Origin of the sequence: Sphingomonas melonis (genome assembly GCF_013409985.1) — a bacterium.
In the GTDB taxonomy this organism is placed as follows: Bacteria; Pseudomonadota; Alphaproteobacteria; order Sphingomonadales; family Sphingomonadaceae; genus Sphingomonas; species Sphingomonas melonis_A.
The window spans coordinates 1,129,043-1,143,921 of the sequence record NZ_JACCBY010000001.1 but is presented as its reverse complement, the minus strand read 5'-3'; the positions used below and the strand labels follow the sequence as shown (position 1 = coordinate 1,143,921).

Here is a 14,879-nt window from a genome sequence, read left to right as displayed (position 1 = left end):
ATGGCGGCCGAGGTATCGCTGTTCGGTGTCCGTCATCACGGCCCCGGTTCGGCACGTCGTCTGGTGGAGGCGCTTGACGCGCTCCGGCCAGCGGCGGTGCTGATCGAGGGGCCGGCGGATGCCTCGCACCTGCTGCCGATGCTCGCCGATCCGGGGATGGCGACGCCGGTCGCGCTGCTCACCTATGTCGAGGACGATCCGGCCCGCGCCAGTTTCTTCCCCTTCGCGGACTATTCTCCCGAATATCAGGCGGCGCGCTGGGCGGTGGCGCATGGTGCAGAGGTGCGCTTCATCGACCTTCCCGCCTCGGACAGACTTGGGGATTGGCCGGACGAGCGGCAGGGCGAGCAGAGCATCGGCATCGACCAGGAACCAGAGGTCAGCGCCGACGACGATCCGGTCGCCAGCGATCCGATCGGCACGCTGGCCATGGCGGCGGGGTATGACGATGGCGAATCCTGGTGGGCCGACGTCATCGAGGAGAATCCCGCCTCGACATCGGTATTCGCGGCGGTGGCCGATGCTATGACGGCGCTGCGCAGCGAAGCCGCCCCGCCATCCGGGCGCGAGGCGGCGCGGGAAGCGCATATGCGTATCGAAATTGCGCGCGGCGCCAAGGCGAGCGAGGGTCCGGTCGCCGTGGTGTGCGGCGCATGGCACGTTCCCGCGTTGGCCGCCAAGATCAGCCTGTCCGCCGATCGCGCCGTGCTCAAGGGGCGATCCAAGACAAAGACGAAGGCGACCTGGGCACCCTGGACCGCCCCCCGTCTCGCCCGTGCGAGCGGCTATGGTGCCGGGGTCGTTGCGCCGGGATGGTGTGCGCATCTCTGGGACACGCGCCACGCCCAGGATCGCGACGCAATCTGGCTCGCCCGTATCGCGCGGGTGCTGCGCGAACACGGCCACTTCGTGTCCACCGCATCGGTGATCGAAGCGCAGCGGCTGGGCCATGCGCTGGCCGCCTTGCGCGCCCGCCCCCATCCCGGCTTCGCGGAACTGCGCGAGGCGGCGATCGCCTGCCTTTGCCAGGGCGAACGCGCGATATGGGACGACATCGCCGCCGAATTGCTGATCGGGTCTGCGGTCGGGGTGATCCCCGCCGACACGCCGCTGGCCCCGCTGCTGGAGGATCTGCAACGCCAGCAAAAGGCCATGCGGCTGAAACCCGAAGCGCTGGAACGGGCGCTGACGCTCGACCTGCGCAGCGACAGCGGGCTGGCACGCTCGACGCTGCTGCATCGGCTGAACGCGCTCGACGTGCCGTGGGGCCGTTTGGCCGATGCCGGGCGCAGCCGCGGCACGTTCCGCGAGAATTGGGTCTTGGCCTGGCAGCCCGAATATGCCGTTCGATTGATAGAGAACCTGATCCATGGCTCGACCATCGCCGAAGCCGCCGGCGGACGGCTGACCGAGGCGATGCGGGCGGAAACCGACCTCGGCGCGCTGGCGGAGCTGGTGCGCCGGGCCATGATTGCCGACCTGCCGCGCGCGACGCAGGAAGGTATCGCCCTGCTCGAAGACCGGGCCGCGCTGACCAGCGACTGTCAGGCGCTGCTCGCCGCGCTGCCGCCCATGGCCGACATCCTGCGCTATGGCGAAGCACGGAGCGGAACGGTCGGGCATCTCGCCGGGCTGATGCCGCGCATCGTGGTGCAGGCGGCGCTGGCCTTCCCCTATGCCGCGCGCAACCTGGATGCCGACGCCGCGGGGGCGTTGCGCGGTGCAATCCTGGCGGCGGACGGGGCGATCCAGCTGGCCGAGCTGGCACCGGACGTGGTCGCGACCTGGCACGAGGCGTTGCGCAAGCTGTTCGACGACGCGCAGACGACACGCCTGATTGCCGGCTCCGCAGCACGCCTGCTTTACGAGGCGGAGGCGCTGTCCGCGGACCAAGCCGCCATACTGCTCGCCCGGATGCTGTCGCCGGGCACCCCGGCAGCCGCGGCCGCAGGCTATTTCGAAGGTTTTCTGGAGGGCGCGGGACAACGGCTGATCCACGACACGGCGTTGCGCGAGGTGGTCGATAGCTGGCTCTCGACCTTGGAGGAGGAGGCGTTCGTCGCCAATCTGCCGCTGTTCCGGCGGGTGTTCTCCGCCCTCGACCGTAATGAGCGGCGCCGGTTGATGGACGCGGCTCTCGGCCGATCGGGCAGCGGCGCGCGCGGCTATCGGCTGCTGCCGGACGCCGTCGCGATCTGGCCCGCACACGAAGCGCGCGTGATCGCGCTGATGACGGGGGTGCGACCATGACGGAGGACCAACGCGGACGCCGCTGGACGCTCGCACTCGGCGTCGATGGGGCTGACGAAGGCGGCGTGGCGCTATCGGAAAGCGATCGCCGCATGTCGAGCGCGCTGTCCGCGCTCTACGGCGATGGTGAGGAAGAGAAGAAGGGGCGCGGCGGCCTTGGTGGATCGGCACCGCGCGTCGCCAAATGGCTGGGCGATATTCGCGACTTCTTCCCCGCGCCGGTCGTCCAGGTGATCCAGCAGGATGCCTTCCATCGCAAGGGCCTGCGCCAGATGCTGCTGGAGCCGGAGTTCCTGGCGGCGGTCGAGGCCGATGTGAACCTGGTCGCCGATCTAATCGCCTTGCGCGGGGTGATGCCGGAAAAGACGAAGGAGACGGCGCGCGTCGTGATCGCGAAGGTGGTCGCGGCGCTGCTCGCCCGGCTGGAGGCGCGCACGGCGGACGCGATCCGCGGCGCGCTCGATCGTTCGCGGCGGACCAGCCGGCCACGGTTCGCCGATATCGACTGGCCGCGCACCATCCGCGCCAATCTCGGCAATTATCAGCCTGAGTATCGCACGGTGGTCCCCGAACGCCTCATCGGCTTCATGCGCCAGCAGCGGCGCATCGTCGATCTGGACGAGGTGATCCTGTGCGTCGACCAGTCGGGATCAATGGCCAGTTCGGTGGTCTACGCTTCGATCTTTGCAGCCGTCATGGCGTCGCTGCCCGTGGTGGCGACCAAGCTCGTCTGCTTCGACACCGCGATCGTCGACCTGACCGAGGAACTGGCCGATCCGGTCGAGGTGCTGTTCGGGGTGCAACTGGGCGGTGGCACCGACATCAACCGGGCAGTCGCCTATTGCGAAGACCGGATCGAGCGACCTGGCAAAGCACATCTGATACTCATCACCGATCTTTACGAAGGCGGCGATGCCGAAGCGCTGGTCGACCGGCTGGCGCGATTGGCGGTGTCGGGCGTCAACGTCATCGTGCTACTCGCGCTCTCCGACACGGGGCGGCCATCCTATGATCCGCATCTCTCGGCGCGAGTGGCATCGCTGGGCATTCCGGTGTTCGCCTGCACGCCCGACCAGTTTCCCGACCTGATGGCGACCGCCCTCCGGCGCGAGGACGTCCATGGCTGGGCCGCTGATCGCGATATCAAGCTGGTTCGTTCGGATGGTTGAGGCAGCGCGATCCGTCACGAACTGACGTCACGGTTTTCTTCGCACTACGGTTTCCAGATGATCCGAGCGCCCACCGCTTTCCCCTCGGGCGGGCCAACGGCACTTTAGGGCAGCGGTCAACCGCTTAGACGGTAGCGCGGCAACATCGCCAACGCCTGCCTTTTTGCACTCTTCACGTCGCCCGGTGAAGATCATGGGTTCACCTTGACTGAAATATCGACCTGTTCCCGTTCGGCGATGCACTTTGCGGTGTAGCGACACGAGCCGGCGCGCCGCTGCGCATGAGGCTAGGCCCGCGCAACCAGGCGACCACCGGTAGACACCTAATCCCTGAGAAGTTCATAAGGCGGCAAACGGCCGGGCTACATTATCAACCTCTTGTTCAACCGGCTATCCTGCACCAACGCATAAGTTATCAGTTAGTCTTCGCCTTATCCCGCGCTTTAATACTTGATCAGCCTGTCGATCAAATCTGCGCATCCGCTGCACAACGTGTAATCGCCACCACTTCCCCGGAGATCACGTATCTTCTATGGTTACGTCTCAATTTTATTAAAAGCTGTGTACCGGCATCGGGGGCTTATGCCCCTCGCTACGCCCACCAGAAGCGCATCACAGATTTCGTTTCGCATCCGTTTCGAATCAGCATTTCAGCGCATGAGCGCCCGGCGTTATGCGATAGTCACATCCCCCATCAAACATAATAACTATTTACCTAGTTTTTATCTTTATGCTTTCAATTCTAATCGTTGCCTCTATTCTTCCTGTAAGTACAGACCTTACTTCATCGGAAGCCTCTTCCCGTAAATCACCCATATGCAATCGTTTGTGTTTTTTCCTAACCTCGCAATGGTAGCGCTAATTACCTTCTAAAATGGCTCCGTTACCCCCACCCCACCGGAGGCCATTGTGTTTCTTGCCCGACTAAGCTTGACTATGATTTCGCTAGCGAATTTTCTGCCGCAGGCAGCAGGCGCGCAGGATCGTCCGGCCGACGCCAAGACAGAGGCCACCGGCGCGACCGAACCGCGCAATCGGAACACGGACATCATCGTCACCGCCGTTGCCCGCAGCCGCGACCGGCTCGACAGTGCGATCTCGACCAGCTCGCTGCCCGAGACGGAGATCCTGAAGATCGCGCCGCGCTCGACCGCCGAGATCTTCCGCAACATCCCCGGCATCCGCTCGGAAAGCTCGGGCGGCGACGGCAATGCCAATATCTCGATCCGGGGGCTGCCGATCGCGACCGGCGGTGCCAAATTCCTGCAATTGCAGGAAGACGGCCTGCCCATCCTCGAATTCGGCGACATCACCTTCGGCAACGCCGACATCTTCCTGCGCGCCGACCTCACTCTCGCCTCGGTCGATGCGATCCGCGGCGGTTCGGCCTCGACTTTCTCGTCGAATTCGCCCGGCGGCGTCATCAACCTGATCTCCAAGACCGGGGAGGTTCCTGGCGGCACGATCCAGGCCAGCACCGGCCTCGACTATAACGAGCACCGGCTCGACATCACCTATGGCGGCAAGGTCGCCGACGGCCTGCGCTTCCAGATCGGCGGCTTCTACCATCAGGGCGAAGGCCCCCGCCACCTCGGCTATGACGGCACCAAGGGCGGCCAGATCAAGCTCAACGTCACCAAGGAGTTCGCCAACGGCTACGTGCGCCTCTACGGCAAGCTGCTCAACGACCGGTCGGCGGCCTATCTGCCCAACCCGGTGCGCGTGACCGGTACCGCCGCCAACCCGCAGTACGAAGACGTTCCCGGCTTCTCCATCGCGCATGACGCGCTGCTGTCGCGTTACTTCACCAGCAACGTCACGCTCGATGGCAACAACAATCGCGTCGTCGACGATCTGCGCGACGGCCAGCACCCGGTCGTCAAGGCGATCGGCTTCGAAAGCCAGACCGACCTTTCGGGTTGGACGGTGACCGAGCGCTTCCGGTATGCCTACATCTCGGGCCGGTTCATCTCCAACTTCCCGGCTGCCATCGCCAGCGCCGCGACCACCGCGACCGATCTCGGCGGGGCGGGCGCGACGCTGCGCTACGCCACCGGGCCGAATGGCGGCCAGGCGATCACCGATCTCGCCGGGCTCAACGGCAACGGCCTGCTCGCGCGCATGGTGGTGTTCGACGTCAAGCTCAACAGCCTGAACAATGCCACCAACGACCTGAGGGTCAGCCGCGTGTTCCGCGTCGGCCAGGGCGACCTGACCACCACTGCCGGCTTCTATGCCTCACGTCAGACGGTGGACACCGACTGGCTGTGGACGTCGCCGCTGATGGACGTCCGCGGCGACGGACGCGCCGCGCTGGTGGACGTGTTCGACGGCGCCGGCCAGGCGATGACGCAGGACGGCTATTACGGCTATGGCGCGACCTGGTTCGCCGACCATGGCTATGGCAAGCCCGACGCGGCGGGCTGCTGCCGTCGCAGCTATCGCGTCGATTATGGCGTCAACGCGCCGTTCGGATCGCTCAACTACAAGATCGGCCGCGTCGCGCTCGGCGCCAGCATCCGCTACGATTTCGGCCGTGCGCGCGGCGCGATCTTCGGTGCCGACCTCGGCGGCAACCGCAACGGTACGGCGATCGTCGACATGAATCGCGACAACCGCTTCGCGGACGCCGAGCGGCGGGTGGCGGTGATACCACTGACCAGCCCCGCGCCGGTCGACTATTCCTGGCACTATCTGTCCTATTCGACCGGGATCAACTTCCGCGTGTCCGAGCCGTTCGCGGTGTTCGTGCGCTACAGCCGCGGCGCCCGCGCCAATGCCGACCGCCTGCTGTTCGGGCCGGCCGTGAGCGTGACGGACGGCTCGCTCGTCAACCACGATGCCGGCGTGGATTACGTGCGCCAGGCCGAAGCGGGGCTGAAGTATCGCCGCAACGGTATGAAGGCCAACCTCACCGGCTTCTGGGCCGGCACCGAGGAGCAGAATTTCGAGGCGACCCGTCAGACCTTCATCGACCGCAAATACCGCGCCTTCGGCCTGGAATTCGACGGCAGCTATGGCACCGGACCGTTCGACCTCACCGTCGGCGCGACCTATACCGACGCCAAGATCACGCAGGACGCGCTGAGCCCCCAGAGCGTCGGCCGCACCCCGCGGCGGCAGGCAGCCCTGATGTTCCAGGCGACGCCCGAGGTGACCGTCGACCGGTTCAGCATCGGCGCCAATGTCGTCGGCACGACGAGCAGCTATGCCCAGGACGTCGGCGACCTGAAGCTGCCCGGCTTCACCCAGGTCAACGGTTTCGCGCAATGGCGCTGGACCGACCGGTTGCTACTCTCGCTGAACGCCAACAACCTGTTCGACGTACGCGGCTTCACCGAGTCGGAGGACGGATCGATCCCGGCCAACGGCATCGTCCGCGCGCGCTCGATCAACGGCCGCACCACCTCGCTGTCGCTGCGGGTCGCCCTCTGAATGCAAACGGCGCGGGCATCGCTGCCCGCGCCGTCTGCTAGCGCCCGATCACTCCCACTCGATCGTGCCGGGCGGCTTCGACGTATAGTCGTAGACCACGCGGTTGACGCCCTTGACCTCGTTGACGATCCGGGTGGCCACCCGCGGCAGGAAGTCGCTGGGGAAGTCGAACACCTCGGCGGTCATGCCGTCGGTCGAGGTCACCGCCCGCAGCGCGAGTACATGGTCATAGGTGCGACCATCGCCCATGACACCGACGGTGCGCACCGGCAGCAGCACCGCGAACGCCTGCCAGATCGCATCGTAGAGTCCGGCGTTGCGGATCTCCTCGAGATAGACCGCATCCGCCTTGCGCAGGATGTCACAGCGCTCGCGCGTCACCTCGCCGGGGATGCGGATCGCAAGACCCGGCCCCGGGAAGGGATGACGGCCGACGAACACGTCGGGCAGGCCGAGCTCACGGCCGAGCGCGCGCACCTCGTCCTTGAACAATTCGCGCAGCGGCTCGACGAGCTTCATGTTCATCCGCTCGGGCAGGCCGCCGACATTGTGGTGGCTCTTGATCGTCACCGAGGGGCCGCCGGTGAAGCTGACGCTCTCGATCACGTCGGGATAGAGCGTGCCCTGCGCCAGGAATTCGGCCCCGCCGATCTTCTTGGCTTCCGCCCCGAACACGTCGATGAAGGTCTTGCCGATGAACTTGCGCTTCGCCTCGGGATCGGTGACCCCGGCGAGGCCGTCCATGAACAGGTCCTGCGCCTCCACATGGACGAGCGGGATGTTGTAATGGCCGCGGAACAGGCCGACGACCTGCTCGGCCTCGCCAGCGCGCAGGATGCCGCCGTCAACGAACACGCAGGTGAGCTGATCGCCGATCGCCTCGTGGATCAGCAGTGCGGCGACCGACGAATCGACGCCGCCCGACAGGCCGCAGATCACCCGCCCCTTGCCGACCTGCGCCCGGATCTCGGCGATCTTGGCTTCGCGGAACTCGGCCATCGTCCAGTCGCCGGCGAGGCCGCAGACGTGGCGCGCGAAATTGGCGATCAGCTTGCCGCCGTCGGGGGTGTGAACGACCTCGGGGTGGAACTGGACGCCGTAGAAGCGGCGCGACTCGTCCGCGACGATCGCATAAGGCGCGCCTTCCGAGGTCGCGACGGGCGTGAAGCCGGGCGGGATCGCATCGACCTTGTCGCCGTGGCTCATCCACACCTGATGCCGCTCGCCCTCGGCCCACAGGCCGTCGAACAACGCGCAATTGGCCTTCACCTCGACATAGGCCTTGCCGAACTCGCCGCCGTCGCCCGAGACGATGACGTTGCCGCCGAGCTGCGCGCTCATCAGCTGCTGGCCGTAGCAGATGCCGAGGATCGGCACGCCCGCCTCGAAGAAGCGCTGCGGCGCCCGCGGGCTGGTGGCGAGCGTCACCGAGGCAGGGCCGCCCGACAGGATGATGCCGGCGGGCTTGAGCCGGTCGAACGCCGCCTCGGCGGACTGGAAGGGGGCGACCTCGCTATAGACGCCGGCTTCGCGGACCCGGCGGGCGATGAGCTGGGTCACCTGGCTGCCGAAGTCGACGATCAGGATGGTGTCGGTATGCTGCATGGCCGCCCGCATAGCAAAGCCGGCGCGCCATGCCAGTCGATTTCCGCGCGACCGCCGTGCCTATCAGCGGGCGGGCAGCTTGACTTCGAGCGGAACCGGCGGGGCCGGTTGATAGGCCGTCGCCGGAGGGGAAGGCCTATGCGGGGTCAGCGGGACCGCGCTGTCGTCCGTCCGGCGTACATCTTCATATGCGCCGGGGCGGATAAACAGCGTCTCCTCACGTTTCGGACGCGACGGAGCGGGTCGCCAGCCCAATGCCATCGCTCCGGCTGCGCCAGCCAGCAAGGCTCCGCCCACAGGATTGAGCCGCGCGCGACGACGCTCCGACTCCAGTGCTTCCGAGGTCGGGGTCGAGATGGCGGTATGCTGCGGATGCCGCTCCCGCGCCGTTGCCGGTGCGGCCAGAGCCAATATCGCGATGATCCAGACGCCGCGCATGATCGCCTCCTCTTCGGAGCCATATTGCAGAGCCCGGTATACACGTCCGATGCTGACAGTATTCTGAACCTACGAAAAAGGGGCGCACCGTTGCCGGTACGCCCCTTGATCCGTTGGTGGCGAGGCCGATCAGGCGGCTTCGTCGAAATCCTCGTCCGACTGGACCGGACCCGAATCCTGGCCCTTGGCCGAGACGTCGCGGTCGACGAACTCGATGATCGCCATCGGCGAGGCGTCCGACGCGCGGATGCCGGCCTTGATGATGCGGGTGTAGCCGCCGTTGCGGTTCGCGTAGCGCTCGGCGAGGACGTCGAACAGCTTCACGAGCTGCGCATCGTCGAGCAGGCGCGCATGGGCGAGACGACGGTTCGACAGGCCGCCCTTCTTGGCCAGCGTGATCAGCTTCTCGACGTAGGGACGCAGTTCCTTCGCCTTGGCGACGGTGGTGGTGATCTGCTCATGCTTGATGAGCGCGGCCGACATGTTGCGGAACAGCGCAATACGATGGGCCGAGGTACGCTGCAGCTTACGGCCGCCGACGCGATGACGCATGGTAACTTCCTTCGTTCGTTAAGGGGCCGTCTTACGGAGATCCCCAGACCAGGCGGTTCGTAACGGGCCACCGCCATTCGGGCCCTGTAAAGTCGCAAAGGTCACGCAGAGATACGTGTCCTTGGGCGGCCGGGTGGCGGTGCGGCGGAGCCGCACCGGTCACGTCGAACGGGACGGTGTCGCGACTGCGTCGCTTCCCCGCCCGTCGGCCGGGCTGTCGCCGTCTCCGGGATAGCAGGCTATCCCGGTGCGGCTTAGCCCATGATTTCCTGCTCGAGCTTCTTCGCCATCTCTTCGATGTTCTCGGGCGGCCAGCCCGGGATTTCCATGCCGAGGCGCAGGCCCATGGACGAGAGGACTTCCTTGATCTCGTTCAACGACTTGCGGCCGAAGTTCGGGGTCCGGAGCATCTCGGCCTCGGTCTTGCCGACGAGGTCACCGATATAGATGATGTTGTCGTTCTTGAGGCAGTTGGCCGAACGCACCGACAGTTCGAGCTCGTCGACCTTCTTGAGGAGGTAACGATTGATCTGCTGCGTATCGCCGGCCGCGTCGCCGCCAGCCGCAGGAGCGGCCGCCTGGCCGATCGGCGCGGACGAACGGGTGATCGCCGAATCGTCGAAGTGGACGAACAGCGCCAGCTGGTCCTGCAGGATACGGCCGGCATAGGCCACCGCATCCTCGGGCGTCACGGTGCCGTCGGTCTCGATCGTCAGCGTCAGCTTGTCGTAATCGAGGTCCTGACCGACGCGGGTCGGGTCGACCTTGTACGAAACCTGACGTACCGGCGAATAGAGCGCGTCGACCGGGATCAGGCCGATCGGCGCATCGGCCGGACGGTTGGCGGTCGCGGGGACATAGCCCTTACCGATGTCGGCGGTCAGCTCCATGTTGAGCGTCGCACCTTCGTCGAGATGGCACAGCACCAGCTCGGGGTTCATCACCTCGATGTCGCCGGACACGGCGATGTCGCCGGCCTTGACTTCACCGGGACCGGTCGCGGAGAGCTGGAGGCGCTTGGGCCCCTCGCCCTGCATGCGGATGGCGATCTGCTTGACGTTCAGAACGATGTCGGTGACGTCCTCGCGGACGCCCGCCAGGCTGGAGAATTCGTGCAGCACGTTCTCGATCTTGATCGAGGTCACGGCCGCGCCCTGCAGCGAGGAGAGCAACACGCGGCGCAGCGCGTTGCCAAGCGTCAGGCCAAAGCCACGCTCCAGCGGCTCGGCCACGAAGGTCGCCTTCCGCTTGCCGTCGCCGCCCTTTTTCTCAAGGCCGTTGGGCTTCTTCAGTTCCTGCCAGTTCTTTGCATTGACAGACACAGGTGTCCCCTAATTTGGGCCGGAACGGGGGCAGCTCCAGCCGGGAGAAAAACGCGCCGACTCGTCAGCCGGCGCGTGGAAGATCAGACGCGGCGACGCTTCGACGGACGCACACCGTTGTGCGGGATCGAGGTGACGTCGCGGATCGAAGTGATCTGGAACCCGACCGCCTGCAGCGCGCGCAGCGCCGATTCGCGGCCCGAACCCGGACCCTTGACCTCGACTTCGAGGGTACGCACGCCGTGCTCGGCGGCCTTCTTGCCGGCGTCTTCCGCGGCCACCTGAGCGGCGTACGGGGTCGACTTGCGGCTGCCCTTGAAGCCCATCGCACCGGCCGACGACCACGAGATGGCGTTGCCCTGCGCGTCGGTGATGGTGATCATGGTGTTGTTGAAGCTGGCGTTCACATGCGCGACGCCGGCGGTGATGTTCTTGCGTTCGCGACGGCGAATACGCTGCGGTTCACGTGCCATTGACTGAAAATCCTGACCCTAGTCGTGGTGCGGAGACGGGGAGGCGATCGGCCTCGAACCTGTCTCCGACGGAGTAATTCGTCCCCCGGACGAATTACTTCTTCTTGCCTGCGATCGGCTTCGCCTTGCCCTTGCGGGTGCGGGCGTTGGTGTGCGTGCGCTGGCCGCGGACCGGGAGGCCCTTACGGTGGCGCAGGCCACGATAGCAGGCGAGATCCATCAGACGCTTGATGTTCATCGCGGTTTCGCGACGCAGATCGCCCTCGACCGTGTGGTCGGCGTCGATCGTCTCACGGATCTGCAGCACTTCCTGATCGGTCAGGTCCTGAACGCGACGCTCGGGAGCGATGTTCAGCTTGGCGATGATTTCCTTGGACTTGGTCAGGCCAATGCCATGGATGTAGGTCAGCGCGATCACCACGCGCTTGTTGGTCGGGATATTGACACCCGCGATACGTGCCATGAAATGTTTCTCCTAGCTCCACGGGGAACGGCATGGCCGCACGCCCCCCATCTCGTCGCATCCTCCGACCCAACACCATTTTCCACGACCTTGCATCTACGCAAAGCGCGACGAGCGCAAACGAGCGTCGCCGGAAGCCGGTATTTCGGAGAGGAGTGCAGGTAGGCGCGCGCAAACGCCGTGTCAAGCGACTGGTTCCCCGGCGGTAAGCCGGGGGTTGGTGGGCGGTGGGGTGAGGCGCTTGCGCGGGGAGCGACGGGGCTGTGGCATAGGCCGTTCTGTTGGACCTGCTCTTTCCAAACCCGCGCCGTCACCCCGGACTTGTTCCGGGGTCCACTCCGCGGCGAGGAGAACGGCTGGAGAGGATGCCGTCCTCCTGCTGCCCGGTGGACCCCGGAACAAGTCCGGGGTGACGAATCTGATGAGGAGGCGATTCGAACCTCATTGTTGCCGCTCTATGCGAGCGCCCCGGACGGGGACCGGGGGTCGGTAACGAGACTCCCTGCCCTCGGCCGCACCCCCTTCCAGAGGAGCGCGTCACATCAGCGGGAAGGGCGCTTTCGCGGTGAACGCCATGATCAGCAGCATGATCGACAGGCCGGCGGACAGGCCGCAGAGAAGATAGCCGATATATTGCAGCATCGGCGGATTGGGCCGCGCCAGCTTGGCGTTGCGGGTCGCGCCCTGCAACACGAAGCTCATCAGCATCCCATAGGTAAAGACGATCGCCCCCAGCATAATGCTCCTTCTTGCCGTTTCCGGCGCAAAGCCCCCGCGGCGACACGCCGCCCGTTGAACGCAGCCCCCCGGCTGCGCCTGTTCCGTCACCTTATCGGCCGCGGCCTGACAAGGGGTTAACCGCCGGCCGGGCAGGAAATACGACGAGCGTCCGGCGTCCCGCGGATGGCCAGCGGCGACGCCGGGCGCAATGCCGGCTCAATGGACCGGCAGCACGATCCGCGCGACAAGGCCGGGCACGTTGTCGGCGAGTTCGAACCGGCCATTGTGCAGGCGGGCGACCGCCTCGATCAGCGCCATGCCGAGGCCCGCGCCGGGCGTGGTGCGCGCGGCATCGAGCCGGCCGAAGCGCTTGAGCGCCTGCGCGCGGTCGGCTTCGGCAATGCCGCTGCCGCGATCCTCGACCTGGATGGCGATCTCGCGCGGCTGCGCGACAAGGCGCAGCGTCAGCACCCCGCCGCTTGCCGCATGCTTCAGCGCATTGTCGATCAGATTGGTGATCGCCTGGCTCAGCAATTCGCGATGGAGCAGCATCGCCGGCGCCGACGCGTCGATCGCCACGGTGAAGTCGAGCCCGGCCTCCTCGGCGACGGGCTCGTAGAGTTCGGCGATCTCCTCGACCAGTTCGGCCGGCTCGACGAGGATGAAGCGTTCGCGCGAGACCGATTCGGAGCGGCTGATCTCGATGACCATCGTCAGCATGCGCATGACGAGATCGGTCTCGACGAGCAGCCCGCCGAGCGCCGCCTCGCGCGCGGCGGGATCGGCGATCAGCACCGCCTGTTCGGTCTTGGTGCGCAGCCGGGTGAGCGGCGAGCGCAGGTCGTGCGCCATGCTGTCGGTGACGACGCGCAATTCGACCATCAGCCGTTCGAGCTTGCCGAGCATCAGGTTGAGCTGCTGGCCGAGTCGGTCGAAGGCGTCGCGCCGCGCCGGGGCGACGGGCACGCGCCGCGACAGGTCGCCCTCCCCCGCCGCCTCGATGACCGCGGCGATGCGGTTGAGGCGCAAGCCGACGTAGCGCGCCAGCACCAGCCCCGCGCCGATGCCGAGCACCAGCGACAGCAGCACCGCGACCGCGAGCGCGCCCTCGATCGCGTTGCGCTCCGCCTCGACCAGATCGAGCCGGCGGCCGGTCAGCAGCCAGTGGTCGCCGATCGGCCGCAGCGTATAGCCGATGTCGTTGGTCGCCTCGCTGGTGTCGAAATCGGCGATGCGGAACTGGCTGGAGACGAGCGGGATCCTGACCTGCGCGGGGGCATAGCCGGCGACGCGGTTGCCGTTCCGGTCGAGCACCGCGAGCAGCAGCGCGGTGTCGCCGGCGACGCGGGCATGTTCGATCGCCTCGATCACCGCGGGCAGGCCGTCGGCGCGATAGATGGCGCGCATCGCGTCGGATTGCTCGATCGTCTCGCGCCGGACGGTGCCGACCACCGCGGCGTCGGTCTGCTTCCAGACGAAGCCGACCAGCACGAGGTTGGAGATCAGCGCCAGCGCGATCGACAGCAGGGCAATACGGGCGGTGACGGACAGGCGCATGGCCCGTCCTACCCAACGACTCCCGAAACGCGAACCTGGATCAGACGGGATCGGCCGCAAGTCGGTAACCCGCGCCCCGGACGGTGTGGAGGATCGGCGAGGCGAAGCCGTCCTCGAGCTTGCGGCGCAGGCGGCCGATATGGACGTCGACGACGTTGGAGCCCGGATCGAAATGATAGTTCCAGATCTTTTCGAGCATCATCGTCCGCGTGACGACCTGTCCGGCATGGCGGGCGAGGAATTCGAGCAGGTTGAACTCGCGCGCGCCGAGCGGGATGTTGCGGCCTGCACGGGTGACGTGGCGGGCGAGCAGGTCGATCTCGAGATCGCCGACCGCAAGCTTGGTCTTGGTGGGCTCGGTCGCGACCCGGTCGGAGCGGCGCACGAGCGCCTCGATCCGCGCCGACAGTTCGGCGAACGAGAAGGGCTTGCACAGATAATCGTCGGCGCCGGCCTTGAGCCCGTCGACGCGATCGTCGACCGCCGCCAGCGCGGAAAGGACGAGCACCGGCGTGGCGATGCCCGCGGCACGGATCGCGCTGACCATCGAGAGGCCGTCCAGCCCCGGCAGCATGCGGTCGGCGATGATGAGGTCGAAGATGCCCTCGCTGGCGAGGAACAGGCCGTCGCGGCCGTCGCGGGCCGATTCGACGGAATAGCCGGCCTCGGACAGGCCCTTGGCGAGATAGGCGGCGGTCGAGCTGTCATCCTCGACGATCAGGATCTTGCGGCTCACGGTGTCTTGCTCACGCTTCCTCACTACAGGAAAGGCCGGCGGAAAGCATCCCTTCCGCCGGCCCCTACGGCACCCCCGGGAGTGACGGGCACCGATCTCGTCTAACCTGCCGACCGTCGTTGCGACCGTGGGCTATCGTCTAGGCGCAACAGGGTAGCG

12 protein-coding genes are annotated in these 14,879 nt (G+C 66.4%); 3 read left to right on the top strand and 9 right to left on the bottom strand.

Features of this window, described 5'->3' with window-relative positions; genetic code table 11:
* From HD841_RS05505 to HD841_RS05495, 3 genes are all read left to right on the top strand, one after another.
* Entirely contained in the window at positions 1-2,250 is a 2,250-nt protein-coding gene (locus HD841_RS05505; RefSeq protein ID WP_179507809.1) for a DUF5682 family protein, read from the top strand.
* Positions 2,247-3,419: a VWA domain-containing protein gene (locus HD841_RS05500; protein WP_179507808.1), complete on the top strand. Its 1,173-nt coding sequence runs from the start codon at positions 2,247-2,249 to the stop codon at positions 3,417-3,419. Before HD841_RS05505 ends, HD841_RS05500 begins: the two co-directional genes overlap by 4 nt.
* Before the next feature lie 936 nt (positions 3,420-4,355).
* Positions 4,356-6,854, top strand: a complete 2,499-nt coding sequence (locus tag HD841_RS05495) for a TonB-dependent receptor domain-containing protein (protein ID WP_179507807.1) — start codon at positions 4,356-4,358, stop codon at positions 6,852-6,854.
* 48 nt (positions 6,855-6,902) lie between these two features.
* Here the strand turns inward: HD841_RS05495 and guaA are convergent, their stop codons facing one another.
* The 9 genes from guaA to HD841_RS05450 all read right to left on the bottom strand — a co-directional run bounded on the left by guaA (position 6,903) and on the right by HD841_RS05450 (position 14,720).
* Positions 6,903-8,459 (bottom strand): glutamine-hydrolyzing GMP synthase, encoded by a 1,557-nt coding sequence (gene guaA / locus HD841_RS05490; RefSeq protein ID WP_179507806.1) that lies wholly within the window; start codon positions 8,457-8,459, stop codon positions 6,903-6,905.
* Positions 8,460-8,522: 63 nt separating this feature from the next.
* The gene (locus HD841_RS05485; protein WP_179507805.1) at positions 8,523-8,897 is read right to left on the bottom strand and encodes a hypothetical protein; all 375 of its coding nucleotides are present in this window, start codon (positions 8,895-8,897) and stop codon (positions 8,523-8,525) included.
* A gap of 129 nt (positions 8,898-9,026) precedes the next feature.
* Entirely contained in the window at positions 9,027-9,449 is a 423-nt protein-coding gene (rplQ, locus tag HD841_RS05480; protein ID WP_179507804.1) for a 50S ribosomal protein L17, read from the bottom strand.
* Positions 9,450-9,703: 254 nt separating this feature from the next.
* Positions 9,704-10,771: a DNA-directed RNA polymerase subunit alpha gene (locus tag HD841_RS05475; protein WP_038663345.1), complete on the bottom strand. Its 1,068-nt coding sequence runs from the start codon at positions 10,769-10,771 to the stop codon at positions 9,704-9,706.
* Between the two features lie 83 nt (positions 10,772-10,854).
* Positions 10,855-11,244, bottom strand: a complete 390-nt coding sequence (gene rpsK, locus HD841_RS05470; RefSeq protein ID WP_037534130.1) for a 30S ribosomal protein S11 — start codon at positions 11,242-11,244, stop codon at positions 10,855-10,857.
* Positions 11,245-11,338: 94 nt separating this feature from the next.
* On the bottom strand, positions 11,339-11,707 hold the full coding sequence (gene rpsM / locus HD841_RS05465) for a 30S ribosomal protein S13 (RefSeq protein ID WP_038663341.1): 369 nt from the start codon (positions 11,705-11,707) through the stop codon (positions 11,339-11,341).
* A gap of 537 nt (positions 11,708-12,244) precedes the next feature.
* Positions 12,245-12,445, bottom strand: coding sequence for a hypothetical protein (locus HD841_RS05460; RefSeq protein WP_179507803.1), 201 nt, complete (start codon positions 12,443-12,445; stop codon positions 12,245-12,247).
* 198 nt (positions 12,446-12,643) lie between these two features.
* Complete coding sequence (locus HD841_RS05455) at positions 12,644-13,984, bottom strand: sensor histidine kinase (protein WP_179507802.1); 1,341 nt, start codon at positions 13,982-13,984, stop codon at positions 12,644-12,646.
* A gap of 40 nt (positions 13,985-14,024) precedes the next feature.
* Positions 14,025-14,720 carry a winged helix-turn-helix domain-containing protein gene (locus tag HD841_RS05450; protein WP_179507801.1) on the bottom strand — a complete coding sequence of 232 codons (696 nt, stop codon included), beginning with the start codon at positions 14,718-14,720 and terminating at the stop codon, positions 14,025-14,027.
* Positions 14,721-14,879: the final 159 nt, after the last annotated feature.

Bases quoted from the DNA above. Each gene is read 5' to 3' on its own strand.
- HD841_RS05505 (WP_179507809.1), top strand. From the start codon at position 1: ATGGCGGCCGAGGTATCGCTGTTCGGTGTCCGTCATCACGGCCCCGGT.
- HD841_RS05500 (WP_179507808.1), top strand. From the start codon at position 2,247: ATGACGGAGGACCAACGCGGACGCCGCTGGACGCTCGCACTCGGCGTC.
- HD841_RS05495 (WP_179507807.1), top strand. From the start codon at position 4,356: ATGATTTCGCTAGCGAATTTTCTGCCGCAGGCAGCAGGCGCGCAGGAT.
- guaA (WP_179507806.1), bottom strand. From the start codon at position 8,459: ATGCAGCATACCGACACCATCCTGATCGTCGACTTCGGCAGCCAGGTG.
- HD841_RS05485 (WP_179507805.1), bottom strand. From the start codon at position 8,897: ATGCGCGGCGTCTGGATCATCGCGATATTGGCTCTGGCCGCACCGGCA.
- rplQ (WP_179507804.1), bottom strand. From the start codon at position 9,449: ATGCGTCATCGCGTCGGCGGCCGTAAGCTGCAGCGTACCTCGGCCCAT.
- rpsK (WP_037534130.1), bottom strand. From the start codon at position 11,244: ATGGCACGTGAACCGCAGCGTATTCGCCGTCGCGAACGCAAGAACATC.
- rpsM (WP_038663341.1), bottom strand. From the start codon at position 11,707: ATGGCACGTATCGCGGGTGTCAATATCCCGACCAACAAGCGCGTGGTG.
- HD841_RS05460 (WP_179507803.1), bottom strand. From the start codon at position 12,445: ATGCTGGGGGCGATCGTCTTTACCTATGGGATGCTGATGAGCTTCGTG.
- HD841_RS05455 (WP_179507802.1), bottom strand. From the start codon at position 13,984: ATGCGCCTGTCCGTCACCGCCCGTATTGCCCTGCTGTCGATCGCGCTG.